At 33.4% G+C, this 25,159-nt stretch carries 24 protein-coding genes and 2 CRISPR repeat arrays (1 of these 26 cut by a window edge); of the genes, 11 read left to right on the top strand and 13 right to left on the bottom strand.

Going from position 1 to position 25,159, the window contains the following annotated elements:
* Position 1 precedes the first annotated feature (1 nt).
* Positions 2-514, top strand: coding sequence for a hypothetical protein (locus METIN_RS01190; RefSeq protein ID WP_013099658.1), 513 nt, complete (start codon positions 2-4; stop codon positions 512-514).
* Between the two features lie 39 nt (positions 515-553).
* Here METIN_RS01190 and METIN_RS07785 read toward each other — a convergent pair whose 3' ends face one another.
* The 4 genes from METIN_RS07785 to pyrG are packed head-to-tail and all read right to left on the bottom strand — an operon-like array spanning position 554 to position 4,554.
* Complete coding sequence (locus tag METIN_RS07785) at positions 554-895, bottom strand: M48 family metalloprotease (protein ID WP_083771757.1); 342 nt, start codon at positions 893-895, stop codon at positions 554-556.
* On the bottom strand, positions 871-2,127 hold the full coding sequence (locus METIN_RS07790) for a M56 family metallopeptidase (protein WP_048203284.1): 1,257 nt from the start codon (positions 2,125-2,127) through the stop codon (positions 871-873). Before METIN_RS07790 ends, METIN_RS07785 begins: the two co-directional genes overlap by 25 nt.
* A 1-nt stretch (position 2,128) precedes the next feature.
* Positions 2,129-2,947, bottom strand: coding sequence for an SDH family Clp fold serine proteinase (locus METIN_RS01205; RefSeq protein ID WP_013099659.1), 819 nt, complete (start codon positions 2,945-2,947; stop codon positions 2,129-2,131).
* Complete coding sequence (gene pyrG / locus METIN_RS01210; RefSeq protein WP_013099660.1) at positions 2,944-4,554, bottom strand: glutamine hydrolyzing CTP synthase; 1,611 nt, start codon at positions 4,552-4,554, stop codon at positions 2,944-2,946. The genes METIN_RS01205 and pyrG overlap by 4 nt, the downstream gene beginning before the upstream one ends.
* 141 nt (positions 4,555-4,695) lie before the next feature.
* Between pyrG and METIN_RS01215 the strand changes: the two genes are divergently transcribed.
* The 4 genes from METIN_RS01215 to METIN_RS01230 all read left to right on the top strand — a co-directional run bounded on the left by METIN_RS01215 (position 4,696) and on the right by METIN_RS01230 (position 7,656).
* Positions 4,696-5,403, top strand: a complete 708-nt coding sequence (locus METIN_RS01215; RefSeq protein WP_013099661.1) for a V4R domain-containing protein — start codon at positions 4,696-4,698, stop codon at positions 5,401-5,403.
* A gap of 16 nt (positions 5,404-5,419) precedes the next feature.
* Positions 5,420-6,457, top strand: a complete 1,038-nt coding sequence (locus METIN_RS01220; RefSeq protein WP_013099662.1) for a CheF family chemotaxis protein — start codon at positions 5,420-5,422, stop codon at positions 6,455-6,457.
* Between the two features lie 20 nt (positions 6,458-6,477).
* Positions 6,478-6,855 carry a response regulator gene (locus METIN_RS01225; RefSeq protein ID WP_013099663.1) on the top strand — a complete coding sequence of 126 codons (378 nt, stop codon included), beginning with the start codon at positions 6,478-6,480 and terminating at the stop codon, positions 6,853-6,855.
* Positions 6,856-6,924: 69 nt separating this feature from the next.
* Positions 6,925-7,656, top strand: a complete 732-nt coding sequence (locus METIN_RS01230) for a chemotaxis protein CheC (protein ID WP_048203285.1) — start codon at positions 6,925-6,927, stop codon at positions 7,654-7,656.
* Positions 7,657-7,659: 3 nt separating this feature from the next.
* Here the strand turns inward: METIN_RS01230 and METIN_RS01235 are convergent, their stop codons facing one another.
* The 5 genes from METIN_RS01235 to METIN_RS01255 form a co-directional block, all read right to left on the bottom strand.
* Positions 7,660-9,417 carry a ribosome biogenesis/translation initiation ATPase RLI gene (locus METIN_RS01235; RefSeq protein WP_013099665.1) on the bottom strand — a complete coding sequence of 586 codons (1,758 nt, stop codon included), beginning with the start codon at positions 9,415-9,417 and terminating at the stop codon, positions 7,660-7,662.
* Positions 9,414-11,987: a DEAD/DEAH box helicase gene (locus METIN_RS01240; RefSeq protein WP_013099666.1), complete on the bottom strand. Its 2,574-nt coding sequence runs from the start codon at positions 11,985-11,987 to the stop codon at positions 9,414-9,416. Before METIN_RS01240 ends, METIN_RS01235 begins: the two co-directional genes overlap by 4 nt.
* A 24-nt stretch (positions 11,988-12,011) precedes the next feature.
* The gene (locus METIN_RS01245) at positions 12,012-12,230 is read right to left on the bottom strand and encodes a winged helix-turn-helix domain-containing protein (protein WP_013099667.1); all 219 of its coding nucleotides are present in this window, start codon (positions 12,228-12,230) and stop codon (positions 12,012-12,014) included.
* Positions 12,211-13,386: a glycosyltransferase family 4 protein gene (locus tag METIN_RS01250; protein ID WP_013099668.1), complete on the bottom strand. Its 1,176-nt coding sequence runs from the start codon at positions 13,384-13,386 to the stop codon at positions 12,211-12,213. Before METIN_RS01250 ends, METIN_RS01245 begins: the two co-directional genes overlap by 20 nt.
* A 158-nt stretch (positions 13,387-13,544) precedes the next feature.
* Positions 13,545-14,173: a CRISPR direct-repeat array (repeat unit 30 nt; unit sequence GTTTCCATCCCCTTAGGGGCGTTATTTTAC).
* Positions 14,174-14,597: 424 nt separating this feature from the next.
* Positions 14,598-16,049 carry a replication factor C large subunit gene (locus tag METIN_RS01255; protein ID WP_013099669.1) on the bottom strand — a complete coding sequence of 484 codons (1,452 nt, stop codon included), beginning with the start codon at positions 16,047-16,049 and terminating at the stop codon, positions 14,598-14,600.
* A 25-nt stretch (positions 16,050-16,074) separates the two neighbouring features.
* Here METIN_RS01255 and ttuA point away from each other — a divergent pair, with 25 nt between their 5' ends.
* From ttuA to METIN_RS01270, 3 genes are read left to right on the top strand one after another with little or no spacing between them, the layout of a single operon-like run.
* A complete protein-coding gene (ttuA, locus tag METIN_RS01260) occupies positions 16,075-16,947 on the top strand; it encodes a tRNA-5-methyluridine(54) 2-sulfurtransferase (RefSeq protein WP_013099670.1) in 873 nt (290 codons plus the stop codon).
* On the top strand, positions 16,944-17,549 hold the full coding sequence (locus tag METIN_RS01265) for an METTL5 family protein (protein ID WP_013099671.1): 606 nt from the start codon (positions 16,944-16,946) through the stop codon (positions 17,547-17,549). Before ttuA ends, METIN_RS01265 begins: the two co-directional genes overlap by 4 nt.
* 4 nt (positions 17,550-17,553) lie before the next feature.
* Entirely contained in the window at positions 17,554-18,111 is a 558-nt protein-coding gene (locus METIN_RS01270) for a zinc protease (RefSeq protein ID WP_013099672.1), read from the top strand.
* Here METIN_RS01270 and METIN_RS01275 read toward each other — a convergent pair.
* From METIN_RS01275 to METIN_RS01285, 3 genes are read right to left on the bottom strand one after another with little or no spacing between them, the layout of a single operon-like run.
* On the bottom strand, positions 18,097-18,813 hold the full coding sequence (locus tag METIN_RS01275) for a CheF family chemotaxis protein (RefSeq protein ID WP_013099673.1): 717 nt from the start codon (positions 18,811-18,813) through the stop codon (positions 18,097-18,099). The two genes, METIN_RS01270 and METIN_RS01275, sit on opposite strands and share 15 nt — an antisense overlap.
* A gap of 2 nt (positions 18,814-18,815) precedes the next feature.
* Positions 18,816-19,025: a hypothetical protein gene (locus METIN_RS01280; RefSeq protein WP_013099674.1), complete on the bottom strand. Its 210-nt coding sequence runs from the start codon at positions 19,023-19,025 to the stop codon at positions 18,816-18,818.
* Positions 19,003-19,347 (bottom strand): DUF2304 domain-containing protein, encoded by a 345-nt coding sequence (locus METIN_RS01285; protein ID WP_013099675.1) that lies wholly within the window; start codon positions 19,345-19,347, stop codon positions 19,003-19,005. Before METIN_RS01285 ends, METIN_RS01280 begins: the two co-directional genes overlap by 23 nt.
* A 26-nt stretch (positions 19,348-19,373) precedes the next feature.
* On the opposite strand from METIN_RS01285, the gene pyrB reads away from it, so the two are divergent.
* A complete protein-coding gene (gene pyrB / locus METIN_RS01290) occupies positions 19,374-20,288 on the top strand; it encodes an aspartate carbamoyltransferase (protein ID WP_013099676.1) in 915 nt (304 codons plus the stop codon).
* Here the strand turns inward: pyrB and METIN_RS01295 are convergent.
* Entirely contained in the window at positions 20,260-21,141 is an 882-nt protein-coding gene (locus tag METIN_RS01295; RefSeq protein WP_013099677.1) for a CBS domain-containing protein, read from the bottom strand. The genes pyrB and METIN_RS01295 overlap by 29 nt on opposite strands.
* Positions 21,142-21,292: 151 nt before the next feature.
* Between METIN_RS01295 and METIN_RS01300 the strand changes: the two genes are divergently transcribed.
* Positions 21,293-22,816, top strand: a complete 1,524-nt coding sequence (locus METIN_RS01300) for a homocysteine biosynthesis protein (RefSeq protein WP_013099678.1) — start codon at positions 21,293-21,295, stop codon at positions 22,814-22,816.
* Positions 22,813-23,211: a 4Fe-4S binding protein gene (locus tag METIN_RS01305; RefSeq protein ID WP_013099679.1), complete on the top strand. Its 399-nt coding sequence runs from the start codon at positions 22,813-22,815 to the stop codon at positions 23,209-23,211. The genes METIN_RS01300 and METIN_RS01305 overlap by 4 nt, the downstream gene beginning before the upstream one ends.
* Before the next feature lie 517 nt (positions 23,212-23,728).
* A CRISPR array of direct repeats spans positions 23,729-25,159; the repeat unit is 37 nt; unit sequence GTTTGAATCGCCAGTCCATTAAAACAAGGATGGAAAC (it continues 247 nt past the right edge of the window).

Here is a 25,159-nt window from a genome sequence, read left to right on the forward strand (position 1 = left end):
GATGTTTAACATTCTAAGAGAAATTAAACATAGTAAAGAGTTAATTAGTGCAAAGGATGAGATTTTTGTAGGAGAGCTTATAAGATACATGTATAAGAATGGAGGCTATCTTATAAATATTAGCTCTTTAGAACACTCCCATAACTTAACATTTAAGTTCAAAAATTCTAAGATTTATAAGTTGAATGTTTCAGTTGAGAGAAAGGTTGATGGCTTAGCCTCCAAGCTTATAGGTTCTCAAACCTTACTAACCTTAGAGGTGATCAAAAAGAAAGAGTTGGTTGAGCCAGAGGAAGTTATTAAAATGATAGGGACTGATTTAAAAAACATGTTGAAAGTTCCTTTATTTGGGCAGGTTAAGATTGATCATGACTTAAATTATATTAAGGCAAGAACTACCTATATAATTGACTTAAATAAATTTATTCATGAAAAGGAAGTTAATAAGGAAGAGCTGGAGAAGGAGATTGAAAAGATTATAGGGACTTTAATTGAAAGTTTAGAAGAGGTTTAAATTTATTCTCAAGTAAGTTAATTTACTAAATTTCTATTCTTATCTTCTATAATATTTTTCAATAATTTCCTCAACCTCTTCCTCAGGGATGTTAAATTTCTTTGCTATCCTCTTTAGCCTCTTTTCTAATGGAGGGTGTCTATAAAACATATTTAAAAATCCAAAGCTCTTAGGGAGATAGTTGGAGGAGTGTAACTTACATAAAGCCCTAATATATGTTTTAGCTCCAACAGCTTTAGATGCTAATAGATCAGCTTCAGTTTCAAGCTTTCTAATAAAGTAGCTTTGAACTAACTCTATTAGCACATAGATAAGACCAAATAAGACTATTAATATTGGCTCCTCAACATTAAACTTTAATAGGAAGTAATAAACTTTAATAGGAAGTAATAGAGGATTGAGAAGATAATAATGGTTATAACTATATTCCCAAGAAAGCCTATTTTAACATGTATCTTCTTCCTATGTGCTAACTCATGGGCAATTATTCCTTTAATTTCATCTTCATTTAAAGATTCAAGTAATTTAGTGGTTAGGACTAACCTCTCTCTGAACAATCCTTTTATATAAGCATTTGCCATTGGAGATTTTATAACCTCTATTTTCTTAGGAGGAGAGACATTTAATTTTTTACTAAGCTCATTGGTCCAAGATTTAATTCTTTCATCAGCTTCCTCAACTTTAACAAATCCAACTTTTTTAAAGAGAAGATCAATAAGTTTATAGTAGATGTTAAAGATAATTGAATAGAAGATGATCCAAAATGAAATTCTTAAGACAAAAGGAAGATTATAGAACTCTTTCTTAAATGGCTCTATTATCTTTTCTGACATCCCACTAATTAAGAAAATAAATACCCCAACTATTGGAAGAACTATTATGATTAAAACAATAAGGGTTTTTAAATACTCTTTTCCTGTAACCTTTTCATCATAAAAGTTGCTTATCTCTTTTAAGTTTATAAAGATTGGGATAAAGACGATTAAGAACACCACTAAAAATAAGGCAGGAAAAATAATAGTTGGAGAGATATTTAGGAAGTAAGAGAGTAGTAAAGGAGAATCACAAACTATTAAAGAAAGTAGGAAAAGAATAGCAATAACTATAGAGTTAAGAAATAATAGAGAGTTATATTTTTTTATAACCTTACTCTTTTCCTCTACACTCAATGGCTTGGATTTAAAGAGAGCCTTAATTTTCAAGCTTATTAATATAGTTGAAACTATCATTATAAGAAAAAGTGCTATACAGAGTATAATTATTGGAAGGTTGAGAGAATACTTAACCCTTAAAATAGAGCCATTTAGAGAATAATCATTAATCTTTAGAAATTTGGCACAGCTTACTTCATTTAAAGTTAGGTTACTAAGATTTTTAAAGTTAAAGGTTAAAATTTCCCTCTTTTTATCTAATGGAACCTTCAAAGAATAAAAATAATTAGAGTCTTCTTTAAACTTATTTAATTCTAAGTAGGAAAGGTTGGAGATTATGGGAGAGATATTATTTTTAGACTCAATCTTAATCCAGCCATAGCTATCTAAATTGACACTAACATTTATAGAATAAACTGAGTTAATTAGTAAAAGTATAAAAATTAGCTTTAAAGCTCTCATCTTATTCCTCTTTCTTCTTGTAAGGTGTTGGGATGTAATAAACAGATGGCCTATTTCTTCCAGCCTGTGGATAAAGTTCTAAGAGCTTATAAACCTTCTTAGGAACATTAGTATCTATTTCCAGCCCAAGCTCTTTTAACTTACTAACAGTTAGAGGATAGTCATGTGTCCATCTTCCCTCTGTTAAGATCTTAGCCAACTCTTTAGCCTTCTCTTCTCCATACTTATCTTTTAACAGCTCATAAACAAAATCTTCCATCTGCTTTATAGCTTTCTTAGCAACATCATAGAGAACTAAAAATTCATCTGAAACCTTCTCTCCTTTTTTGTAGTAAGTCTCTATAATAGAAGCTGCTGGATATTGGCCGAGTTGAGGATCAACTGGGCCAAGGACAGCATTTTTATCCATAATTATCTTATCAGCAGCTAAAGCTATTAATGTTCCTCCACTCATGGCATAGTGTGGAATTATAACCCTTGTCTCTGCCTTATGCTCCTTCAATGCTAAAGCTATCTGCTCTGCAGCTAAGGCTATCCCTCCTGGAGTATGTATAATTAAATCTATTGGCATATTGTCAGGGGTTAACCTTATAGCTCTTAAGATCTCTTCACTATCCTCTATAGTTATATACCTATATATTGGAATTCCAAATAAGCTTAGTATCTCTTGCCTATGTATAAGAGCAATAACCCTACTCTTCCTCTCCTTTTCAATTTCCCTTATACACCTTAACCTCTTCATCACTCTAATTCTCATGGAAAATTCAGGATATAAGAAGAGGAGAAAGAAGAGGATAAAAAAGAAAAAGTCACTACTCATTCTTTCCCTCTCCTTAGGCATGCTTTAACTAAGCCATCAAATAGAGGATGTGGCTTATTAGGCCTTGACTTGAACTCAGGATGTGCCTGAGTAGCTACAAAGTAATCATTGTTTAGCTCAATGAACTCAACTAACCTACCATCAGGAGAGGTTCCAGAGATGATTAAGCCATGCTTCTCCAATATTTCATGATACTCTGGATTAACCTCATATCTATGCCTATGTCTCTCATAAACCTCCTTTCTCCCATAGAGTTTATGAACCAATGTTCCCTCTTTTAAAATAGCTTTATAAGCCCCTAACCTCATTGTTCCTCCTTTCTCCTTAACTTCCTTTTGTTCTGGAAGTAGGTCAATAACAGGATGCTTAGTCTCTGGATCAAACTCTGTTGAATTAGCCCCTTCTAAGTTACAGACATTCCTTGCAAATTCAATAACAGCACACTGTAGCCCCATACAGATGCCTAAGAAAGGAATGTTATTTTCTCTTGCATATCTTATAGCATTTATCTTCCCCTCTACCCCTCTCTCTCCAAACCCTCCAGGAACTAATATTCCATCTAATTTATTCTCTTCTCTATACTTATCCAAGATTTCCCTATAATCCTCTCTCTCCAAGTGTTCAGCATGTATCCAATTTATATTAACTCTTGTATCATTCTTAGCCCCAGCATGTATAAGAGCTTCAATAATACTTAGATAAGCATCCCTAAGCTCAACATACTTTCCCACTATCCCTATTGTTATTTCATTCATTGGGTTTATAACTCTATCAACAAACCTCCTCCAGTCTTCTAAGTTTGGCTTCCTATCTTCAAGGTTTAACTTTTTAGTTATTAACTTCCCCAAACCTTCCTTTTCTAAGTTTAAAGGGACTTCATAAATAGTTCTTGCATCTCTTGCCTCTATTACAGCCTCTTTATCTACATCACAAAATAAAGCCAATTTTTCCCTAATCTTATCATTTATTGGTAGTTCTGTTCTACATATTAAGATATCTGGCTGTATCCCAATACTCCTTAACTCCTTAACACTATGCTGGGTTGGCTTAGTCTTCAGCTCTCCAGCAGCTCTTATGTAGGGAAGGAGAGAGACATGGATATATAAAGTATTCTCTTTCCCCAAATCCTTCTTCATCTGTCTAATAGCCTCTAAGAAGGGTAAGCTCTCAATGTCTCCAACAGTTCCACCAATCTCAACAATTGTAACATCATAACCCTTTCCCAACCTCTTGATCCAATCCTTAATTTCATTTGTTATATGAGGAATAACTTGAACAGTTTTTCCTAAATACTCTCCTCTTCTCTCCTTTGTAAGAACATTCCAATAAATTTTTCCTGTTGTTATATTATTATCCCTTGTTAAATTCTCATCTATAAATCTTTCATAATGTCCCAAGTCAAGATCTGTCTCTCCACCATCTTCAGTTACAAACACTTCACCATGCTCATAGGGAGACATGGTTCCAGCATCTATTTGTAAGTAGGGATCTATCTTTATCATATTCACTTTAAACCCTCTTGATTTCAGCAATCTTCCAATAGATGCTGCTGTTATCCCCTTTCCTAAAGAGGAAATAACTCCACCAGTTATAAATATAAATTTCATAATCCTTCCCACCTTAAATTATAAAACTTTTTATATAACAAAGCTTTACAATTATTACAAAAACTTATTTAAAATAATAAGCAGCTTTTTCCAACGTTTATAGTGTTATGTCAATTAAATTATTTAATAAGTGTGATTTGAATGAGTGTTAGCGCAACACGAATCGTTAGGATGTTGGAGATTATTGATAATAAAGCTAAATTTATGGGTATTAAATTAACAATGATAAGGAACTTATTAGAAAGATACAAAAACAATAAAGAATTAATTAAAGAGGTTTTAAAACTCACTGAAGGGAAAAGATTATATGACTTAATCTTAGAAGCTTGTCCTGAATTGAAGGAAGTGGTTGATGAAATAAAATATGAAGAAATCTATGAAGAAGAGAAAGAAATTATTAAAGAGGAGATTGAATCTTTTAGCTTTGAAAATAGAATTAGTCTTATGGCATATATAAAGGATCACCTAAGGGATATGTACTTTGGAACAAATTCAAATAAAATTTTTTATGAGATAGGAAAAAACTATGCTTTAAAATGTAATATCAAAAGTTATGAAGAGATGGAAGAGCTTATTAAGGAAGAGTTTGGAGAGGTAGAAATTATAAAGGATGATAAAGATATTAAAGTTATAATAAGGGATAATAAAGAAGCTAAAAATTATGTATCTTCTGAGCCTGTTTGTTGTATTGCCAGTGGTGTTATCTCAGGATGCTTAGAAAGTATATATAATAAAGAGTTTATTGTAGATGTGTTTGAAGAAAAGTGTATAGCTAAAGGAGATGAATATTGCTTATTTATAGCAAAGAAGTCAAGAAAATTAATTAGAGAATTATTTGATAAATATTAAAAAGAGGTTGAGAGTGATGCCATCAAAACCTAAGGAGATAGCAAGGTTCAATGGAAAGGGAATATTATTAAACCAATATACTATGAAAAATCCTGCTCTAAAATGGGAGAAGTTAGAAATTATATTATATGAGGATCACTTTGAATTTATTTTCCCAAATAGAAAAATTAATGTTGAAATCCAATATGTTGAAGATGTTGGAGCTGAGTTACCAAGGAGAGCTATAGAAGTTGCTAAGGCTTCTTTAGAAGATATTACTTACCACTCCTCTATAGTCTATAAGTTACCAAACTCAGACAAAACAATGGTTGGTTTTGCTCCAGAAACATCAATATATGGAAGAAAGCCAATAGAGATATTTTTAAACCATGTCTTCCATGTTCTCTTAGATAAGAAACCCTGTAAAATCCAATATGCTGCAATTAAGGGAGGAACCTTAGATCCAAATGTAAAATGGGAGGATGGTAAGTTTATATTTGTTAAAAGAAAATCCTCATTAATAAGTGCTGATCTCCTTGCTGTTGTTGTTATCAAGGATGGAAAGCCAAAGGCATATAATATATTCACAAATATAGAATCTATTAGAATAAAGAATAAGCTTGTTGATGACAAAGAGGAGGAAGTATTAGAGATAAAGCAGGTTAAGAATAATGAGAATATTACTTCATACTTATATGTCCCAGCAAGGGAAAGGTTGTTTGTTTTAAGGTACATATATACATTAACAAAATACAAGAATGTAGTTAAAGATCTATTACCAAAAACTGAAGATGAAATAGCTTCTGAGTTTGCTGCTGAAGCCTTCTCTGGAGACAAAATAAAGAGTGAGCTTGAAAAGCTTACTCCAGAAGAGCAAGAGATTCTTATGGCTTTATATACAGGGATCTCTTCATTAGAGCTACCTAATGTTTTAAATATGGATGTTGATGAAGTTGAAAGGATACTTGATGACTTGATAGAGAAAGGTTTATTAACCCTTGTAAGAATTAGAAAAGAAGTTGAACTTTCAGAGAAGGGTAGAGCAATAACAAACTATATAGTCTCTAACTTCTAAAAAAGTAAGGAGGGATTTCAATGGCAAAGATAGTAAAAACCTTAGTTGTTGATGACTCAGCATTTATGAGAAATATATTAAAGAAGATATTAACTTCCACAGGTAAGTTTGTTGTTGTAGGAGAAGCTTCAAATGGAAAAGAGGCAATAGAAAAAGCTAAAGAGCTTCAGCCAGATTTAATAACTATGGATATAGTTATGCCAGAGATGGATGGGATTACTGCAACAAGAGAGATAAAGAAGATCTTACCAAATGTAAAAATAGTTATGTGTACCTCCATTGACCAAGAGAAGAAGGTTATTGAAGCCCTTGAAGCTGGAGCTGATGGTTACATAGTTAAGCCATTCCAAGCTCAGAAGGTTATAGAAGAGCTTAATAAATTGTTCCCTGATGAATAAAATTTTTTATATAGCATAATAATAAATCTTCTTAAGTATAAATCTTTCTATTTTGTAATGGGGTTGATTATGAAATATGGAAAAGTTGAAATCTCACCAAAGTCTTGGGAGATCATTGTGAAAAATATTATTGAAGATACCTTAGGGAATGGAGAAAGTAAAGGGAAGATAGATTTAGAGAACTTATCAAAAATTGAAGAAGTTGGTAAGTTTGCTTCTGAGAAGGCCATGAGATTTATCTCAGATATGACAGGTTATAAATCATGTCTCAAGGTTTTTAATGTTAGGCTAATAACCCCATCAGAGATTATGGAAGAGTATGGAGATGAGAAGAGAATCTTTACTAAAATAGACTTTTCTGGAGATATAAAAGGGTCAGGGATATTAATATTCTCTGAAGAAGATGCTATTAAGTTGGCTAAAGCTATGTTGTTAGGCATGGGAATGGAATCAGATAGTGATGAAATGGATGAGATGAAAATATCAGCTATAAATGAGATCTGTAATATTTTAATTTCTGCCTATGTTGATTCTTTTGCAAACTTTATGAAAACCTCTCTAACCATGACTCCTCCAGAGTTTATAACTGGCTCTGGAAAAGAGGTTTTAAAGAAAATTTTTGAGAAGTATAATATAGGGGATGAAATAATCTTAGCATTTAGATCAACTTTACATGTTGAAGAGGTTGGCTCACAGTTTGATGTCCTTATAGTGTTACCACAGGAATCTGTAACCATGATCTTTGAGGCTATAAGAAAAGGAGAAATTAATGATAAGCTCTCTGTAAAGTATGACCAATAATTTTTATTCATAGTAATATTCTCCCTTCTCCTTCTGCTCTCTATCCTTTTGACTTCCCTCTTTATTAGCCCTTGGCCTTCCTGTTTCAGGATCTCTCCTAAAGGTGATTTGCATCTCTTTTAAAAATCTATTAGCTCCTTCCCTCTTATTCAATGGCTCACTTCCCTTCCCATAAATTCCTGGCTCTCCTGAGAATACTATGAATCTATCTGAGATATAGTCTTGGAAGAGGATGTCATGATCAACTACAAAGATTCCAGCCTCTTTTTCATCAGCTATTCTTCTAATAACCTTAGAGACAGCTAACCTTTGCTCAACATCTAAGAAGGCTGATGGCTCATCCAATAAATAGATGTCAGCATCTCTACTTAAACATGCAGCTATAGCTACTCTCTGCAACTCTCCACCTGAAAGCTCTTTAACTTCCCTATCCAATAGTTTCTCAAGCTGTAAAGGGTTGATAATCTCTGACTTATAATAGGAGGAGTGTATATTAGTTATTGAGCTTAGAAGGTCTTCAACAGTCCCATCATAGTCTGGAGTTATATACTGTGGCTTGTAAGAAACTTTGATATCTTCACTAAATACTTCTCCCTCATCTGGCTCTATAACCTTAGCTAAGAGCTTGATAAAGGTAGTTTTTCCTATCCCATTAGGGCCTAAGATCCCTATAACTTCTCCCTTGTAGATTGTTCCTCCTTTAACTTCCAATTTAAAAGATCCAAGAGACTTTTTCATATCAGAATAGCTTAATAAAATAGGCCTATTTTTGTAATCTATAATAGCTCTCTTTTCAAAAACAATAGGCTCTTTTCTAAATCTTATATTCTCATCCTTTAACTCTCCATAGAGATATTCATTTATTCCCACTCTAACACTCTTTGGTAGTGAAACAATTCCATAAGCTCCAGGAACCCCATACATGATATGAACATAATCAGAGAGGTAGTCAAGGACTATTAAGTCATGCTCAACAACAACAACCTTTTTTAACTCCCTAACAAGCTTAGCCATGTTAAACCTTTGCCTTATATCTAACCAAGAGGTTGGCTCATCAAAGAAGTAAATGTCTCCCTCTCTTAAATAAGCTGCAGCTATAGCAACTCTCTGCAACTCTCCACCAGAGAGTTTGTCAAGCTCCCTATCTAAGATATTTTCAAGCTCAAGCTTTTTAACAACTTCCTCAAACTTTCCTCTCTCATCTACCCTCTTTAAAATATCTCTAACCTTTCCCTTAACAACCTTTGGCAAGATGTCAACATACTGAACCTTATGAATAGCTTTTACTTTCCTCTCTTTTAGCATTTCAAAATAACTTTGTAACTCTGTTCCTTTAAATTTTTCTATCACCTTATCATAACTTGGCTCTTCATCATGTTTTCCTAAGTTAGGGATTAATTCCCCTGCTAAGATCCTTAATATTGTACTCTTCCCAATAGCATTTTGCCCAATGATTCCAACAACCCCATCCCTTGGCACAACCAAGCCAAAGAGCTTAAACCTATTCTGTCCATAGGAATGGACTATCTTACTCTCATCAAGCTCTTCAGGTAAGCCTATAATTGATATAGCTTTAAATGGACATCTCTTAACACAGATCCCACAGCCAGAGCATAAAACCTCTGAAATAACAGGCTTTCCAGTGTCTTCATTAATCTCTATTGTTTTCTCTCCCATTCTAACTCCAGGACAGTATTTTAAGCACTCTAAGGAGCATTTTTTTGGCTGACATCTCTCATAGTCAATTATTGCCAATCTCATCCTTCTCCCTCCAGTAGCTGTTTTAAAATTTCAATAGCTTGCCACTTGCTTAAAAATTCATTGAAGTTACCACACTTTGTTGATAAGATACATTTGGGACATCCATAATAGCAATTGCAAATATTTAAGTGTTTATAAACCTTCTTTATTAAGGTTTCACTATACTTATAGAGAAGTTCAGAAAGCCCAGAACCTCCTTCATTGGCATCATAAATAAAGATAATGCTCTTTCCTAAATAAGGAGCCTTAGGATAAGAGCTATAACTCCTTCCTCCAAGTTCTTTACTATTAACAAAGGCAAAAATAGGAGAAAGTTTTATAAAAAGATGCTCTATAGCATGTAGCCCACTAATAACCCCATCCTTACTTTCAATAATGTTGAAAATTTTATAAACTATCTCATCAGAGGCTTTTAATCTCTTACTATAAAGAGCTTTTTTAATTCTATTCCTTATATAGTGAGATGTAGCCCCTAAGAAGAGATTATATAAAGATCTCCTATTAATCTCTGAGTAAAGCTCTATAGCCACCTCTTTATAGTCATCATCCAACTGACTGAAAAAGATATCAAACTCTCTCTTAGGAATTTGCTTTATTGAATTTGGGAAGATTAGATAAATTCCCTCAGTTTCAAAGATATGCTCTCTCTTAGGGAAGGAAACTACTACCTTTCCTAACCTTTTTAAATATTCAACCTCCAAATCTTTGAAGTAGTTAGAATTTTTTAATTTCTCTATTAAATTTAGATATTTTTCAACCTCTCCATCAACTATAAATTTTGAGATAGTATTAACTATCTTTAACCTTCCTCTACAGATCTTAATTCCCTTAAATTCTTTCTCATCATTAACCTTTAATATGGAAACCTCTTCCTCAGAGAGAGGAGAGCATTTAACATTTATATTTAACTTTAATGATGAAAGGAAGTGATAATGCTTATTACTCACAACATCAAGGATTAGATAAGCTTCTCCTCTTGAGTAATAAACCATCCCAGGGAGTAGAGAAGAGTAAAATTCTTCAATTGGCAGAACTTCAACCAACTTTTTCTCTTCCTTTAACTTATCTATGTAACTTAAAATCTCCTTCTCATCATAATCCTTTATTTTCTCATCTACAAAGCCATTAACTAAGTAATAGCTGTCATCTCTTATATTTCTAAGAGAGTTATATTTCACATCTTCTAAAGTGGTGACATATAACTTATCCTTTATTCTAACAAGCTTGACCTTTCCCTCTATACTTAGCTCCTTCAAGATACTCTTTTCAAAGTCATTGAATTTATCAATACTTATATATCCATGCTCTTTTATCATTAGTAGTATGTGTTTCTTGGCTATTAACCTATTTTCCTTAGTTATTGGTAAGTCTTCAATAATTCCCTTAACAACCTTCTCAGAGAGCTCTTCAACATTCTCTTTATAATAAATGTCCAAACCATCCTTTCTTAGTATGATAGCATTTATTGCTTCCCTATCTCTTCTCCCAGCTCTACCAAATCTTTGGATTAAAGAGAAGATGCCAGTTGAGGGAATTCCATAGTTAATAACTGTATCAACATCTCCTATATCTATTCCTAACTCTAAAGCATTTGTGGTTAGTAAAACTAAATATTCTCCCTCTTTAAATTTCCTCTCTATCTCTCTCCTATCCTCATGGGTAAAGGTTCCTCTGTAAGTTATTATCTTTTTTAAGCCCCTACTAAGTAAAAATTTTAATATCTCCTCAGTTTTCCTTCTTGAATCAAAGAAGGTGAGAGTTTTTATATTTTTACTTATTAAATAGCTTAATATCTTCCCTAATAGGTCTTTCTCATCTATATTTTCAGAATAAAAGACTAAAAAATATTTCTTTGGGCTTGGATTGTAGGCTTTACTTATAACTTCAAAGTCTCTCTCAAAAAGAGTTTTTGTAAAGCTTTTAGGATCCTTTAATGTTGCTGATAGAGCAATAATTTGAGGCTCAGTTAGGGAGAGAAGTCTTTTAAAGACATAGCTAACATTTGCCCCAAAGACACCATTGTATTCATGAATCTCATCAACAACTAAGTATCTTAGATTATCTAAGAGCCATCTATATCTTTCTCTAAATCTCAATATTTGGAAGTGTAGCATGTCTGGAGTAACTATTAATATCTCTGGTTTCTCCTCCAAGATTTTTAGCCTCTTACTGTATGAAGTGTCTCCAGTCAAAACCTCTATTTTTAACCCTTCATTGATTAGCTCTTTAAATTTCTCAATAATATATTTAAATTTTTCATATTGGTTATAAATTAATGCTCTTGTTGGGAAAATTAATAGATATTTATCTTCCCTCTCACTGAGAAAGTTGTCTAAGATACTTAGCCTAAAGACTTCACTCTTTCCACTGGCTGTAGGTGTTGTTAATAAAATATCTCTACCTTCATAAAGAGCTTTTAAAGCCTCAACCTGATGCTTATACAACTTAAAATTTAGCTTCTCAAGAAGAGCATTAACTTCTTTATTTTTGAAGTTGAATTCTCCAAAAACTCCTTCTCTCTTAGGGATCTCCTTAGAATAAATAATATATTCTTTAAATTCTTTAATCATGGATCAGCCCTTAAAAAATAGTAATTAAGGATTTTTAAGCTTGATAACCATTTTCCTATTGTCTTTTAAGACATCTACTTTATCCTCCCTTGCCAACCAGCCTATAGCCATCTTTATAACACTTGGGCTATATCCTTCTTTTCTTAATATTTTTTCCAACTGAGATAAAGTTTTCTCTCCCTCAAGTAAAATATTATATATTCTTCCAGCAGTTTCTCCAATTTTAGCCCAAAGGTTTTCCATAGCTCATCATCTCTATAGCCTTTTTATAGACTTTAACAGTTTCCTTAGCTATATTTATCCAACTGTATTTAGTATAAGCATCTTTCTTGGCATTCTTAACTATATAGTTTCTTAAGCCTTCATCATCTAAAACTCTACTAACCCCCCAGGCTATAGACTCTGGATTCCCTGGATAAACCCAGATACCATTATATTCATGCTGTATTATCTCCCTCAACCCACCTACAGAACTTGCCACCACTGGGCAGCCAGATGCCATGGCTTCAAGGGCCACAATTCCAAAAGGCTCATAGATGGAGGGGATTACAGTTAGATCAGCTGAGTTATACAAATATTTTAACCTCTCCCCATTTACAAATCCTAAGAAGTTAACCTTATGCCCAACATTTAGCCAGTTACAGAGGTCTTTTAAATAGTTAGCCATATCTCCATTTCCAGCTATAACTAACCTTATATTATACTTACTTAAAAGTATTGGCATAGCTCTTATTAAATACTCAACCCCTTTCTGATATGTTAGCCTTCCAACATATAAGAGCATGATCTCATTGTCATGAACTCCTATTGATCTTCTAAAGTTTATCTTCTCCTCATAACTTAAATTTAGATCAAACTCCTCAGGGTTTATTCCATTGTATATAACATTAACCTTATCCCATGGAGTTGAGAAGATAGAACAAACTTCTTCTTTTAAAGCCCTACTTACAGTGATAACTTGACAAGATTCATAGGTTGAAAGCCATTCTAAATGATGGATGAGGGAAGAGTCTTCAGAATTTATTCCTCCACATCTTCCCATCTCAGTGCTGTGAATAGATTGAACATAAGCTATCTTCCTATTATGCTTTAAGTTAGCCCCTACAAAGTGTGTCATCCAGTCATGACAGTGAATAACATCATAGTCCTTATCAACAATTCCTACCTTTTTCTCAAGCTCTTCAGCCATCAGTAAAATTCTTGTTAGAAAGTGGCTATGGTAAGGAGGAGAAACTCTATATATGTTAACTCCATTTATAACTTCATCCCTATCACCCACAGTGATAACATCAACCTCTTCCCCAATCTTAGCTAAAGCCTCAGCTAACCCCTTACAGTGTATGGATAAACCCCCTACTATGTTAGGTGGATATTCCCAAGTCACTATACAGATTCTCATATTTTCACGAAATTCGTAATCTATATTATATTATGGTGTCCGGTTCTTGTTTATATAACTTTATATAATGGCTATTAGGTTTATTTATATCTTATTTTTGAAAATTTGATTTTATATATTTAAATATATAAATATAGTTGGGTAAAATAGTGATTAGAGTGTTTATCCCCTAAGGGGCGTTATTTTACTTGCCTAAATTACTACTATTGACGAAACACTTCTCGTTTCCATCCCCTAAGGGGCGTTATTTTACTTTATTAGGGTTAAAGAAAATGGATTTATATGCGATTATGTGGTTTCCATCCCCTTAGGGGCGTTATTTTACAGAATTTAAAAGTGTTATCATCTACGGAAAGAAAAGAGTTTCCATCCCCTTAGGGGCGTTATTTTACTTTGAACGAATTCAGAAATAGAGCAATAATAGAATGTTTCCATCCCCTTAGGGGCGTTATTTTACGATGTGATATTCAGAATAAAACTACCTGATGGGTTTATGTTTCCATCCCCTTAGGGGCGTTATTTTACTTAAGACATTATATGATGAACTGCCTAAAATAAGTTTCCATCCCCTTAGGGGCGTTATTTTACCTGGAGACTTCTGAAGCATTAAAGGCTCAGCTTGGTTCGTTTCCATCCCCTTAGGGGCGTTATTTTACGAATTTTCAGTTATATTTGAAATTTCAATCACTGCGTTTCCATCCCCTTAGGGGCGTTATTTTACTTTAATCTTTTTTGTGATGCTAACTTAATTGCATATGTTTCCATCCCCTTAGGGGCGTTATTTTACAAGGCAAAATTTTGCTTATTTATAACATTCGCTCTTATAGTATATAAGCTTTATCCTAACCAACAGGCTGAAGGTTAGGTTCTCCCATTTATTTAAAAAGATCTGAAGTTTGATAAAAACCTTTACTTTCCTTAATACTAAAATAAAACCAAACCTCAAAACCAAAAACAAAATTTCCAAAGGGAAAATAAAATTCTAAAAATAAATAACCCAAAAAACTAAAAAAGCCCAATAATTCACAAAAACCGAATATTCAAATTAATAACATTAAGCTACCCTCCGAAGCTAATTAAAAACCAAATAAAAATCAAAAAATCCCACCTAAAAACAACAAAAACCTAAAAACAAGAACTTCAAACAAGACACAACCTAAAAACCAATAAGAATAAATAAAACTAAGATAAAAATCATCAAGCCACTTTATTCAAAAGAAAGCATCTAATGTTAACTGCTTTTTCTTCTCTTTCTTATCTTCTTTTGAAGCTTCTTTCTCTTTTTTCTCATCTTTAGGCTCTTCTTTCTTCTCTTCCTCTTTCTTCTCCTTCTTAGTTTCTATTTTTTCCTCTTTAACCTCTTTTTCCTCTAAATGCTCCTTCTTCTTAACCTTGGAAGTCTGTTCTTTAACTCTCTTTTTCCTCAATTCTCTCATTATTTTAATAATCTCATTGGCATTCTTAAACAACTTCTTTATCTCCTCTTCAGTCAACTCATAGTATAGACAGAGATCAGCAGCCATCTCTGGGTTATGTTCAGCTATCATCTTTAAGCTTTCAAGGTCAAATCTAACCCTCTTGGTTGAGCCATGAGATTTTTCCCCAATCTTTTTTAAAATTTTCTTTAAAAACTCTCTTTGCTCTTTTGTTGAAGAGAGTAATCTAAAGATCTTAGGATATTTATAGGGTGTCCATTTTCTATACTTCTCTTCTTTAGATAAGGCCACTCCAGCAGTCATTAGGTTAGTGGCATACTTCCAAAAGCTATAGTTTTGCCTTCTAACAGCTCTTCCAAGGAAAAGATCAGCTTTTGATAAGTAGTCATAAGCTCTTTCAATCTCCTCAAGCTTCTCATACTCATAAGGAATATTTTCAGCTAACCACTCTATTATTACATCAGGGGTTTCATCAACATCTATTAAGGCAGTTGTGGCCACTTTATAATTTGTAGTCTTCAAAATTATTCTTAAGGCATCAAAGATATTTTTCTCCCTATTCCTCTCTGGAAGGGATTCAACAGCCTCAATAGTTAGATCTCCTGAGAGGGCTAAGGCTTGGAGATCATTAATAGCACTTCTCAAATCTCCAGCTGAGTGGCTTGCTATAACTTTTAATACTTTATCATCTACATCCAACCCTTCCTTTTCAGCAATAGCTTTTAATATCTTATAAATCTCATTAACCTTTAAGGGCTTTAACTCTATAAGTTCAACATGAGGTAACAAATTTTTTAAATTTGGGCTATAGGCATCATTGGCTGTCATAATTATAGGGTTCTTACTCTCCTTAGCTATCTTTATTAACTCTCCAACTCCTCCAGCATCTTCCTTTCCAGAGATTCCATCAACCTCATCCAAGACAATAATAAACCTATTCCCTAAGATAGACTTAGAAACTGCTGACTGCCCTATAATTCTTCTAATCTCTTCTCTACTCCTTCTATCACTTGCATTCAACTCTATTACATCAAAGCCATAGTCATTAGCCAATGCATAGGCTAAAGTAGTCTTTCCCACCCCTGGAGGACCATAGAGAAGAATGGGCTTCTCCTTTTTTCCCTTAATAAAGCTCTCTATCCATCTCTTTAATCTCTCTTTAACCTTCTCATGCCCAACAACATCTTTTAATGACCTTGGCCTATACTTCTCAATCCAGTTTAACATAACTAACACCAATAAAAAGGGTGAGATGTTGAAGTGCTTCTGTGGTAAGGAGAGTTATATAAAAGTTACATATCCAAAGGTTAAATACTTATGTAAAGAGCATTTTATAGAATACTTTGAGAATAGAGTTAAGAGGAGTATAGAGAAGTTTAAAATGCTAAGTAAAGATGAGAAAATCTTAGTCCCAATCTCTGGAGGAAAGGATAGTCATGCAGCAGCATATATATTAAAAAAACTTGGCTATGATATAGAGCTTTTCCATATAAACCTTGGAATCTCTAACTTCTCAGAGATATCATTAGAGAAGGTTAAAGAGCTCTCCAACTTTATAAATGCTAAGTTACATATTGTTAACCTTAAAGAGATAACTGGAAAAACTATAGAAGATGTTAAGGGAAAGAAGTGTTCAATCTGTGGAATAACTAAAAGATACTTAATGAACAAGTTTGGTTATGAGCATGGCTTTGACACTATAGTGACTGGCCATAATATGGATGATGAACTCTCTTTCATGTTAAACAATCTCTTAGGCTGGAATATAAGATATCTTGCTAAACATCTTCCAGTGCTTCCAGCACATGACAAGTTTTTAAAGAAGGTTAAGATTTTCTACGAGATTGAGGAGAAGTATATAAAGGCTTATGCTGATGCCCTAAATATTCCTTACACAACAGTAAAGTGTAAGTATGCAAAAAAAGCTATAACTATAAGGCATAGGGAATATTTAAATAAACTTGAGGAAGAGAAGCCAGGGATAAAGTATCACTTTCTCTATGGTTATTTGAAAAATAGGGAGTTATTTGAAGTAGAAAAAGATTTCAAGTTTAGAGAGTGTGAGATCTGTGGTATGACATCAGCATCTAAGATCTGCTCTTTTTGTAGAGTGTGGAGAAGATGAAAAAGAAGAAGCTTGAGATGCTCTTAGACTCTTTAAAACCTCACCCAAACCCTAAGGTTGAGCTTGAACAGTATACAATCAGTGGAAGCTTAGCCTCTGAACTCCTCTTCTTAGCTCAGAAAGATTTTATAGGTAAGACTGTCTTAGACCTTGGCTGTGGTACTGGAAGGTTAGCTATAGGGGCTAAGCTCTTAGGGGCTAAGAGAGCTGTGGGAATAGATATAGATAGAGAGAGTATAGAGGTAGCTAAAGAAAATGCTAAAGCCCTTGGGGTTGATGTAGAGTTTATATGTAATGATGTTAGAAATATAAAAAGGGAGATGTTTGATGAAGAAGTTGTAGTTATACAAAACCCTCCCTTTGGAGCTCAGAAGAAGGGTTCTGATAGAATTTTCTTAGAGAAGGCTCTTGAGTTAGGGGATGTGATATATAGTATTCACAACTACCCAACTAAAGACTTTGTTGTTAAGTTTGTTGAGAGCTTAGGAGGGGAAGTAACCAACATCTATAAAGCAAATTTTAGAATTCCAGCCATCTATAGGTTTCACAAAAAGAGAGCTTTGGAAATTCCAGTTTTAATATTTAGAATTGTAAGGAGGTAAAGAGATGTTCTCAGAGAGGGAATTAAAAGATTTGATAATTTCAGTTATTATGATAGCTATCATCTTTGTCTACCCTCATATAAGTTTAACAAATATTTTAATAGCTCTCCTAACTGTTGGTTTGGGCTTTATATTTCATGAGCTTATGCATAGAGAAGTTGCCAGAAAGTTTGGAGCTATTAGTGAGTTTAGAGCTTGGTATGAAGGTTTAATTATTGGTTTAATATTGAAAATGATACTTGGAGCCACATTTATAGCCCCTGGAGCTGTCTATATTTATAAGGATTACTTAACTGTGGAAGAGAGTGGAAAAATAGCACTTGCTGGACCTTTAGCAAATATTTTATTAGCTATTCTATTCTTTCTCCTAACCTTAACTCATGGAAATTATTTACTAAATATTATAGGCTTCTTTGGCTTTCATGTAAACCTCTTCTTAGCTGGCTTTAACCTCTTACCAATCCCTCCATTTGATGGAGAGAAGGTTATTAGATGGAACCCTCTGATTTGGGCAATCTTTGGAATTCCTTTATTAGCCTATGTCTTCCTAAGGCTCTTCTAAGAAGCTCTCAAAGTGACAAGTAGTTTTAAACTCCTTAAGAAGCCCAACATTTACATTTAGCACACTCTTTAAATATTTTAACAAGAAATATTTTAGTTCATCATCAAGGGAGAGATATGAAGTTACCTTCTTTCCCACAACTGACTGAGTTATTCTCAAATAGCCATTTTCAAGATTTACATCTTTTATTTTTGAGAATATGTCATAGTATTCTTTATCTCTTGTTTCAAATAAAATTTTTTCTTCAATTTTTGTTATAAAATTAACCTTAATTTTCTTCTTAACTAACTTTAGTTTTCCCTTTTTCCATTCATCACTCTTTTTTATATTATACAGAACTTCCAACTCCTTATCCAAAATAAATTTATAGAGAATTTCTTTTAAAACTGATTTGACTGGAAATTCTCCATAGATAGAGCTTTCAACACCAAAGGCTATCATAGCAAGGTCTTCTTCAAATGGGATAACTATTGAAGAGATGTTATAAGCACCTTCTAATGTAGTCTTTATTAAATACCTAACCTTCTTTGGAACTTTAGAGTCAATATCTATTATATCATTAAATTCAGCCTCTAACTCTTTATTTTGAAACTCAAAAACTATTTTACTATCATCAATAAAAATATCTAACTTTTCCCATCTATCAAATAATGTAATTTCTTTTCCTCTTTTTAAAAAAAATCCCACTCCTGAGAATTTCATAATTATCCCATTATCTCAGAGATCTTATTCAAAATTATTTTATAGTCAGTTATTTTAGTTATGTCTTTTTCTTCTTTTAATCTCTTATTTACAATTTCCTTTAGCTCTTCTAAGCTATTTACTCTATTAAATAACTCTTTTATCTCTTCAATATGAGAGACATAGGGAAGAATCTCTATTAGCAACTCATTAATCTCTTTTCTTTGGCTCATATCTATCCCTTATAGCAATCTCTCTAACAATTTTAGTTATCTCCCTCTCCAATTTTTCTAACCTTGCATATATCCTATAAACTAAGTAGAACAATAAAATAATTGATAAATATATTATAACATCAACCCCTCTCCCAACTCCTAAGACTGTTGCTAAATAGCTCATAAAATTTGGGAAGATAACTATAAGTAATGCCAGCAACCAAACAAATAACCAAAATATTCCTTCCTCAAGCTCCATAGATTTCTTTTTAATTTGCTTAATAACCCTTGTTAAAGCAAATAAAATTATTATTAAGCCAACTATTTGAATAAGTTCCAAGCTTACACCCCTTTTAAGGTGAGATTGTGAAGCATTTAATATCAATGAGAGATATAGAGAGGGAAGAGATTGAAGAAATTTTAGAGGAAGCTAATAGGATGGAGAACTTATTAAACAATAAAAAGCCTTTGAAACTTCTTGAGGGGAAGATATTGGCAACTATTTTTTATGAGCCATCTACAAGGACAAGGCTTAGTTTTGAAACAGCTATGAAGAGGTTGGGAGGAGAAGTTATAACCATGGATGCTAAAGCTTCATCAGTGGCTAAGGGAGAGAGTTTAATAGACACTGTTAGAGTAATCAGTGGCTACTCAGACATTATAGTCTTAAGACATCCAAGAGAAGGGGCTGCAAGACTTGCAGCTAAGTATTCTTCAGTCCCTATAATAAATGCTGGTGATGGAGCTAACCAGCATCCAACACAGACATTATTAGATCTATATACAATAAAGAGGGAACTTGGGAAGATAGACAATATAAGGATAGCCTTTATTGGAGATCTGAAATATGGAAGGACTGTTCATTCATTAGTTTATGCTCTCTCACTATTTAATAATATTGAATTCTTCTTTATTTCTCCTGAAAACTTAAAGATTCCTGAGGAGATAAAAGAATATTTAAGAAGAAGAGGGTTAAGATTTAAGGAAACTAAGGAGTTTATTGATGAAGAAATAGATGTTCTATATGTTACAAGGCTACAAAAAGAAAGATTTACTCCAGAGGAGTATGAGAAGGTTAAGGGAAGCTATAAGATAACTAAGGAGTTTGTTGAAGGGAAAAACTTTATTATTATGCATCCTCTGCCAAGGGTAGATGAGATAGATTATGAAGTTGATAATCTACCAAATGCCAAATACTTTAAGCAGAGCTATTATGGAATTCCTGTAAGGATGGCTATCCTTTATAAGTTGCTTAGAGATTCTGATAAAGCTCTCCAGTGATAGTTTTTAAGATGTCTGTCCTTGTTATGATTCCAAACACTTTATTATTATCAACTATTATTAACCTTCCAACATTGTACTTATTCATAATCTTTAGAGCATCATAAATTTTCACATCTTTATCAACAGTTATAATGTCTTTTTTCATAACCTCCTTAACTTTTTTATCTATTTTATTGATATTCTTTATAATATCTCTAACTGTTAAGATGCCAACTAAATTATTATTCTCCATAACAGGAGCTCCACTTATGTTTTTCTCAGCAAAGTATTCAGCAGCTTCTTTTAAGCTCATATTGGGGGTTAAGTAATACTTTAAAGGATTTCCTATATCTGAAACTTTAAGATTTGGGATACTGCAGACACTATACACATTCATCAGCAATATTTTATGAATGTCATCTCTTCCTATCACTTCTCCAGTGATCACTATTTTATTGTGATAGGTGGGCCCAACCTTAATAATGTCTCCAACATTGAACTTTTTAGTGTCTCCTTCAATATAGATTTTAGAGGAACAGCTTTTCTCATGGGAAACTGTGTCAAACTCTATCTTAATAACCTTCACTCCATCAATTTTTACATTATTCTTATATATTGGAACTATTATATCCCCTTCATCCTCAATTCCCAATGCTCTATATGCCTTACTTGTTGGTATATAGCCACCCTTAGGTCCTGGGACACCATCAACCAAGTCTAAAGCTCTCAGAGCTTGCATTTGATTTCTTATAGTTCCTGGATTTCTCTTTAGCCTTAAGGCTATTTCAGTCCCTTTAATTGGTCTATTCTTTTCTCTATATAAGTTAATAAGCTCACTTAAAATTTCCTTCTGAATAACAGTTAGCTCCATAACAACCACTTAATTATAAATGATTATAAATTATATTAGTTCTTATTTTATATAGAGTTATTGATATGGTTCTAAAGATAAGTTAATAACAAAAGTTATTATCATGGCTTTTCATAAATTTTTAATTCTAAAAAGCTACTAAGGGAGAGGTATGAAAACAATAAAAGAAATAAATGAAAAAATAAAGAAAGGAGAGGCTGTAGTGGTTACAGCTGAGGAAATGATTAAGATAGTTGAAGAGGAAGGGGCTAAGAGAGCTGCTGATTATGTAGATGTGGTTACAACTGGAACCTTTGGAGCTATGTGTTCCTCTGGAGTGTTTATAAACTTTGGCCATTCTGACCCTCCAATAAAGATGCTTAAAATTTATTTAAATAATGTCCAAGCCTATGGTGGCTTAGCTGCTGTTGACACTTACATAGGGGCTACCCAACCAAATGAAGATCCTGATATAGATATAGACTATGGAGGAGCTCATGTTATTGAAGACCTTGTTAGAGGAAAGGAAGTTGAGTTATATGCTGAAGGTTATACAACAGATTGTTATCCAAGAAAAGATGTCTGTGTTAAGATTAGCTTAGATGATGTTAACCAAGCCATTATGGTAAATCCAAGAAATTGCTATCAAACCTATGCAGCTGCTACAAACAGTAGGGAAGAAAAAATTTACACTTACATGGGCATTCTCTTACCAGAGTTTAACAATGTCCACTACTCTGGAGCTGGGCAATTGAATCCTCTACAAAATGACTACAATCCAGAGACCAAGACTTTTAACACTATAGGAGTTGGAACAAAGATCTTCTTAGCTGGAGCTGAAGGTTTTGTTATTGGAGAGGGAACTCAGCACAACCCTCCATTTGGTACTTTAATGGTTAAGGGTAACTTAAAAGAGATGTCTCCTGAATTCTTAAGAGCTGCAACAATGCCTAAGTATGGACCAACCCTCTATATTGGAGTAGGAATACCAATTCCAGTATTAAATGAAGAAATAGCTAAGAGAACAGCTATAAGGGATAGAGATATAGAAGTGCCAATCTATGACTATGGTGTGCCAAGGAGAGAGAGACCATTAGTTGGAAAAACTAACTATGAAAAGTTGAGAGATGGGAAAATAGTGCTTAATGTTGAGATTGATGGGAAGAGAGTTGAGAAAGAGGTTAAGACTGGACCAGTTTCAAGCTATAAAAAGGCAAGAGAAGTTGCTGAGGAATTGAAGAGAAGGATTTTAGAAGGCTCTTTCTTACTAACTGAGAGAGTGGCTCCACTTGGTAAGGGAGAATTTAAGCCTATGAGATCACCTATAACCTTGGTTAGGGATGTAATTAAGAGAGAGCCAATAGTTGCTAAGTTAGGGATCAGTATTGAAGAGGCTGCTAAGATATTGATGAACAATAATATTAACCACTTACCAATAGTTGATGAGCATGGGAAAATAGTGGGAATTGTAACCTCATGGGATATAGCTAAGGCAGTGGCTGAAAAGAAGAGGAAGATTGAAGAGATTATGACAAGAAATGTTGTTACAGCAAGGAAAGATGAGCCTATAGATGAGGTTGCAAGGAAGATGTGTAGATATGACATTTCTGGCTTGCCAGTGATTGATGAGAATAATAGAGTTGTTGGAGTTGTCACTTCAGAAGATCTTTCAAGGTTATTAGGTGGTAGGAAATGAAAAAGAGAATTTACTACTGGACAAATCCAGAGTATATAAATAAGCCAGTTATCTCAGAGACTATCTTAAAGACAGGGATTAATATAAATATCTTAAAGGCCAAGGTTGAGCCTCAGGAGGCTTTTTTAATCTTAGAGCTAATTGGAGATAAAGAAACTATAGAGAAGGCTTTAGAGTATTTATCCAAGTATGGAGAGCTTGAGGAGATAAAGAAAGTTATAAAGAGAGATCTTGAGAAATGTGTCCATTGTGGTTGCTGTGTAACCCAGTGTCCTTTAGATGTCATTTATATTGATAAAAGTGACTATAGTGTAGTGTTTAAAGAAGAAGAATGTGTTGGTTGTAAAAATTGTTTAAAGGCCTGTCCATTCAAGGCTATTGAGATCTTAGGATGAAACCTTTAGAAGAAACTTTTAGAAAAAGCTCCATCTGAAACTTTTAGAAAAAGTTTCATCAAAAGAGTTAGCTTGATGAGTTTTTATTTTTGTTATTAATTATAAACTTTTAGAAAAAGTTTCATCAAAAGGGTTTTTTGTTATTAATAAGTTTATTGTGGTTATTAACTTTCCTAATTAAGTTTTCTTGCTTTTATATAGAGGTTGTTGGAAATTGGTACGAGAAAATTGGGAAAAAGTAATACTGATTTTTTCGTTGGAGAATTGTGATTTTTTAGTTTGTTGGATTGTTTGCTGTTATTTTATTGGTTTTAGGTTTAATTAGACTTTATTTTTAGTGAAATATGGGTTAATTGTTGAGCTTTGTTTTAACGGTTGTGCATAGTATTTTTAAATGGAGGGAACAATCTTTCTTACTTTTATATAGGGGTTCAATAATCAACCAGTAAGAAAACTCGGGTTTAAAAAGAAAGTTTTTTATAGGAGTTTTGATATAAAATAAGGACAGACATTAAGGGTTTGAATCGCCAGTCCATTAAAACAAGGATGGAAACTAAATTCTCCAAGGTCACAAATGGTTTTAAACGCGTGTTTGAATCGCCAGTCCATTAAAACAAGGATGGAAACTCAGTGATTCTTTGTAAGATGTATGTGGAGATACAGTTTGAATCGCCAGTCCATTAAAACAAGGATGGAAACAATTTATCTTCTAATATATCTTTTGCGTAGTATGATAGTTTGAATCGCCAGTCCATTAAAACAAGGATGGAAACAGTCGTTTCTTGCTAATTCCCAACTATATATATAAGTTTGAATCGCCAGTCCATTAAAACAAGGATGGAAACACCCCAAATCAATTATCACATCGACTAAGTGTGGGGTAGTTTGAATCGCCAGTCCATTAAAACAAGGATGGAAACTGTTCACTTTTCTCAAGTAACTTCAAGAGTTTCTGGTTTGAATCGCCAGTCCATTAAAACAAGGATGGAAACTTTCCCTCATACTCAAACTGATACCCAAATCCCCAACTGGTTTGAATCGCCAGTCCATTAAAACAAGGATGGAAACACCCCAAATCAATTATCACATCGACTAAGTGTGGGGTAGTTTGAATCGCCAGTCCATTAAAACAAGGATGGAAACTGTAAATACTGTAAATTATCATTAGATACATACGATAGTCATAAGATATAGTTTGAATCGCCAGTCCATTAAAACAAGGATGGAAACTATACTATAACCGCTAAGTAATTAACCGACAAAAGTTTGAATCGCCAGTCCATTAAAACAAGGATGGAAACAGTATAGATGGTAAAGAGCAGGAATGTCCTGAAATTGTGTTTGAATCGCCAGTCCATTAAAACAAGGATGGAAACCTGTTATCAGTCCTTTTTTTCTGAGATATTGCAAGTTTGAATCGCCAGTCCATTAAAACAAGGATGGAAACAATTACGGGTATTTTACAACAGCAGTAAGCCAAGCCAGTTTGAATCGCCAGTCCATTAAAACAAGGATGGAAACTGAGTTCATCTTTTCCAGATCTTATAATATCTTCAATATGTTTGAATCGCCAGTCCATTAAAACAAGGATGGAAACAAACATTCATAATAAAACCTCTTCCAGCCATTCCTTGTTTGAATCGCCAGTCCATTAAAACAAGGATGGAAACAGCAAGAATTTCTTTTCTAAATTTTCAGCATTGAAGTGTTTGAATCGCCAGTCCATTAAAACAAGGATGGAAACAGCTCTTCTTTGAGCTTTTCTAATGTCAATTTTAGAGAGTTTGAATCGCCAGTCCATTAAAACAAGGATGGAAACTAAATCAAATTTATTGATGCTTCTATTATTGCCTTGTTTGAATCGCCAGTCCATTAAAACAAGGATGGAAACGTAAAGTTTCCAACGTTAGCATTAAATCAATTGGAGAAGTTTGAATCGCCAGTCCAT

The organism is Methanocaldococcus infernus ME (assembly GCF_000092305.1).
In the GTDB taxonomy this organism is placed as follows: domain Archaea; phylum AGJL01; class Methanococci; order Methanococcales; family Methanocaldococcaceae; genus Methanocaldococcus; species Methanocaldococcus infernus.

Excerpts from the sequence above, each read along its gene's own strand:
- METIN_RS01190 (WP_013099658.1), top strand. The coding sequence starts at position 2 with ATGTTTAACATTCTAAGAGAAATTAAACATAGTAAAGAGTTAATTAGT.
- METIN_RS07790 (WP_048203284.1), bottom strand. The coding sequence starts at position 2,127 with ATGAGAGCTTTAAAGCTAATTTTTATACTTTTACTAATTAACTCAGTT.
- METIN_RS01205 (WP_013099659.1), bottom strand. The coding sequence starts at position 2,947 with ATGAGTAGTGACTTTTTCTTTTTTATCCTCTTCTTTCTCCTCTTCTTA.
- pyrG (WP_013099660.1), bottom strand. The coding sequence starts at position 4,554 with ATGAAATTTATATTTATAACTGGTGGAGTTATTTCCTCTTTAGGAAAG.
- METIN_RS01215 (WP_013099661.1), top strand. The coding sequence starts at position 4,696 with ATGAGTGTTAGCGCAACACGAATCGTTAGGATGTTGGAGATTATTGAT.
- METIN_RS01220 (WP_013099662.1), top strand. The coding sequence starts at position 5,420 with ATGCCATCAAAACCTAAGGAGATAGCAAGGTTCAATGGAAAGGGAATA.
- METIN_RS01225 (WP_013099663.1), top strand. The coding sequence starts at position 6,478 with ATGGCAAAGATAGTAAAAACCTTAGTTGTTGATGACTCAGCATTTATG.
- METIN_RS01230 (WP_048203285.1), top strand. The coding sequence starts at position 6,925 with ATGAAATATGGAAAAGTTGAAATCTCACCAAAGTCTTGGGAGATCATT.
- METIN_RS01235 (WP_013099665.1), bottom strand. The coding sequence starts at position 9,417 with ATGAGATTGGCAATAATTGACTATGAGAGATGTCAGCCAAAAAAATGC.
- METIN_RS01240 (WP_013099666.1), bottom strand. The coding sequence starts at position 11,987 with ATGATTAAAGAATTTAAAGAATATATTATTTATTCTAAGGAGATCCCT.
- METIN_RS01245 (WP_013099667.1), bottom strand. The coding sequence starts at position 12,230 with ATGGAAAACCTTTGGGCTAAAATTGGAGAAACTGCTGGAAGAATATAT.
- METIN_RS01250 (WP_013099668.1), bottom strand. The coding sequence starts at position 13,386 with ATGAGAATCTGTATAGTGACTTGGGAATATCCACCTAACATAGTAGGG.
- METIN_RS01255 (WP_013099669.1), bottom strand. The coding sequence starts at position 16,049 with ATGTTAAACTGGATTGAGAAGTATAGGCCAAGGTCATTAAAAGATGTT.
- ttuA (WP_013099670.1), top strand. The coding sequence starts at position 16,075 with ATGTTGAAGTGCTTCTGTGGTAAGGAGAGTTATATAAAAGTTACATAT.
- METIN_RS01265 (WP_013099671.1), top strand. The coding sequence starts at position 16,944 with ATGAAAAAGAAGAAGCTTGAGATGCTCTTAGACTCTTTAAAACCTCAC.
- METIN_RS01270 (WP_013099672.1), top strand. The coding sequence starts at position 17,554 with ATGTTCTCAGAGAGGGAATTAAAAGATTTGATAATTTCAGTTATTATG.
- METIN_RS01275 (WP_013099673.1), bottom strand. The coding sequence starts at position 18,813 with ATGAAATTCTCAGGAGTGGGATTTTTTTTAAAAAGAGGAAAAGAAATT.
- METIN_RS01280 (WP_013099674.1), bottom strand. The coding sequence starts at position 19,025 with ATGAGCCAAAGAAAAGAGATTAATGAGTTGCTAATAGAGATTCTTCCC.
- METIN_RS01295 (WP_013099677.1), bottom strand. The coding sequence starts at position 21,141 with ATGGAGCTAACTGTTATTCAGAAGGAAATTTTAAGTGAGCTTATTAAC.
- METIN_RS01300 (WP_013099678.1), top strand. The coding sequence starts at position 21,293 with ATGAAAACAATAAAAGAAATAAATGAAAAAATAAAGAAAGGAGAGGCT.
- METIN_RS01305 (WP_013099679.1), top strand. The coding sequence starts at position 22,813 with ATGAAAAAGAGAATTTACTACTGGACAAATCCAGAGTATATAAATAAG.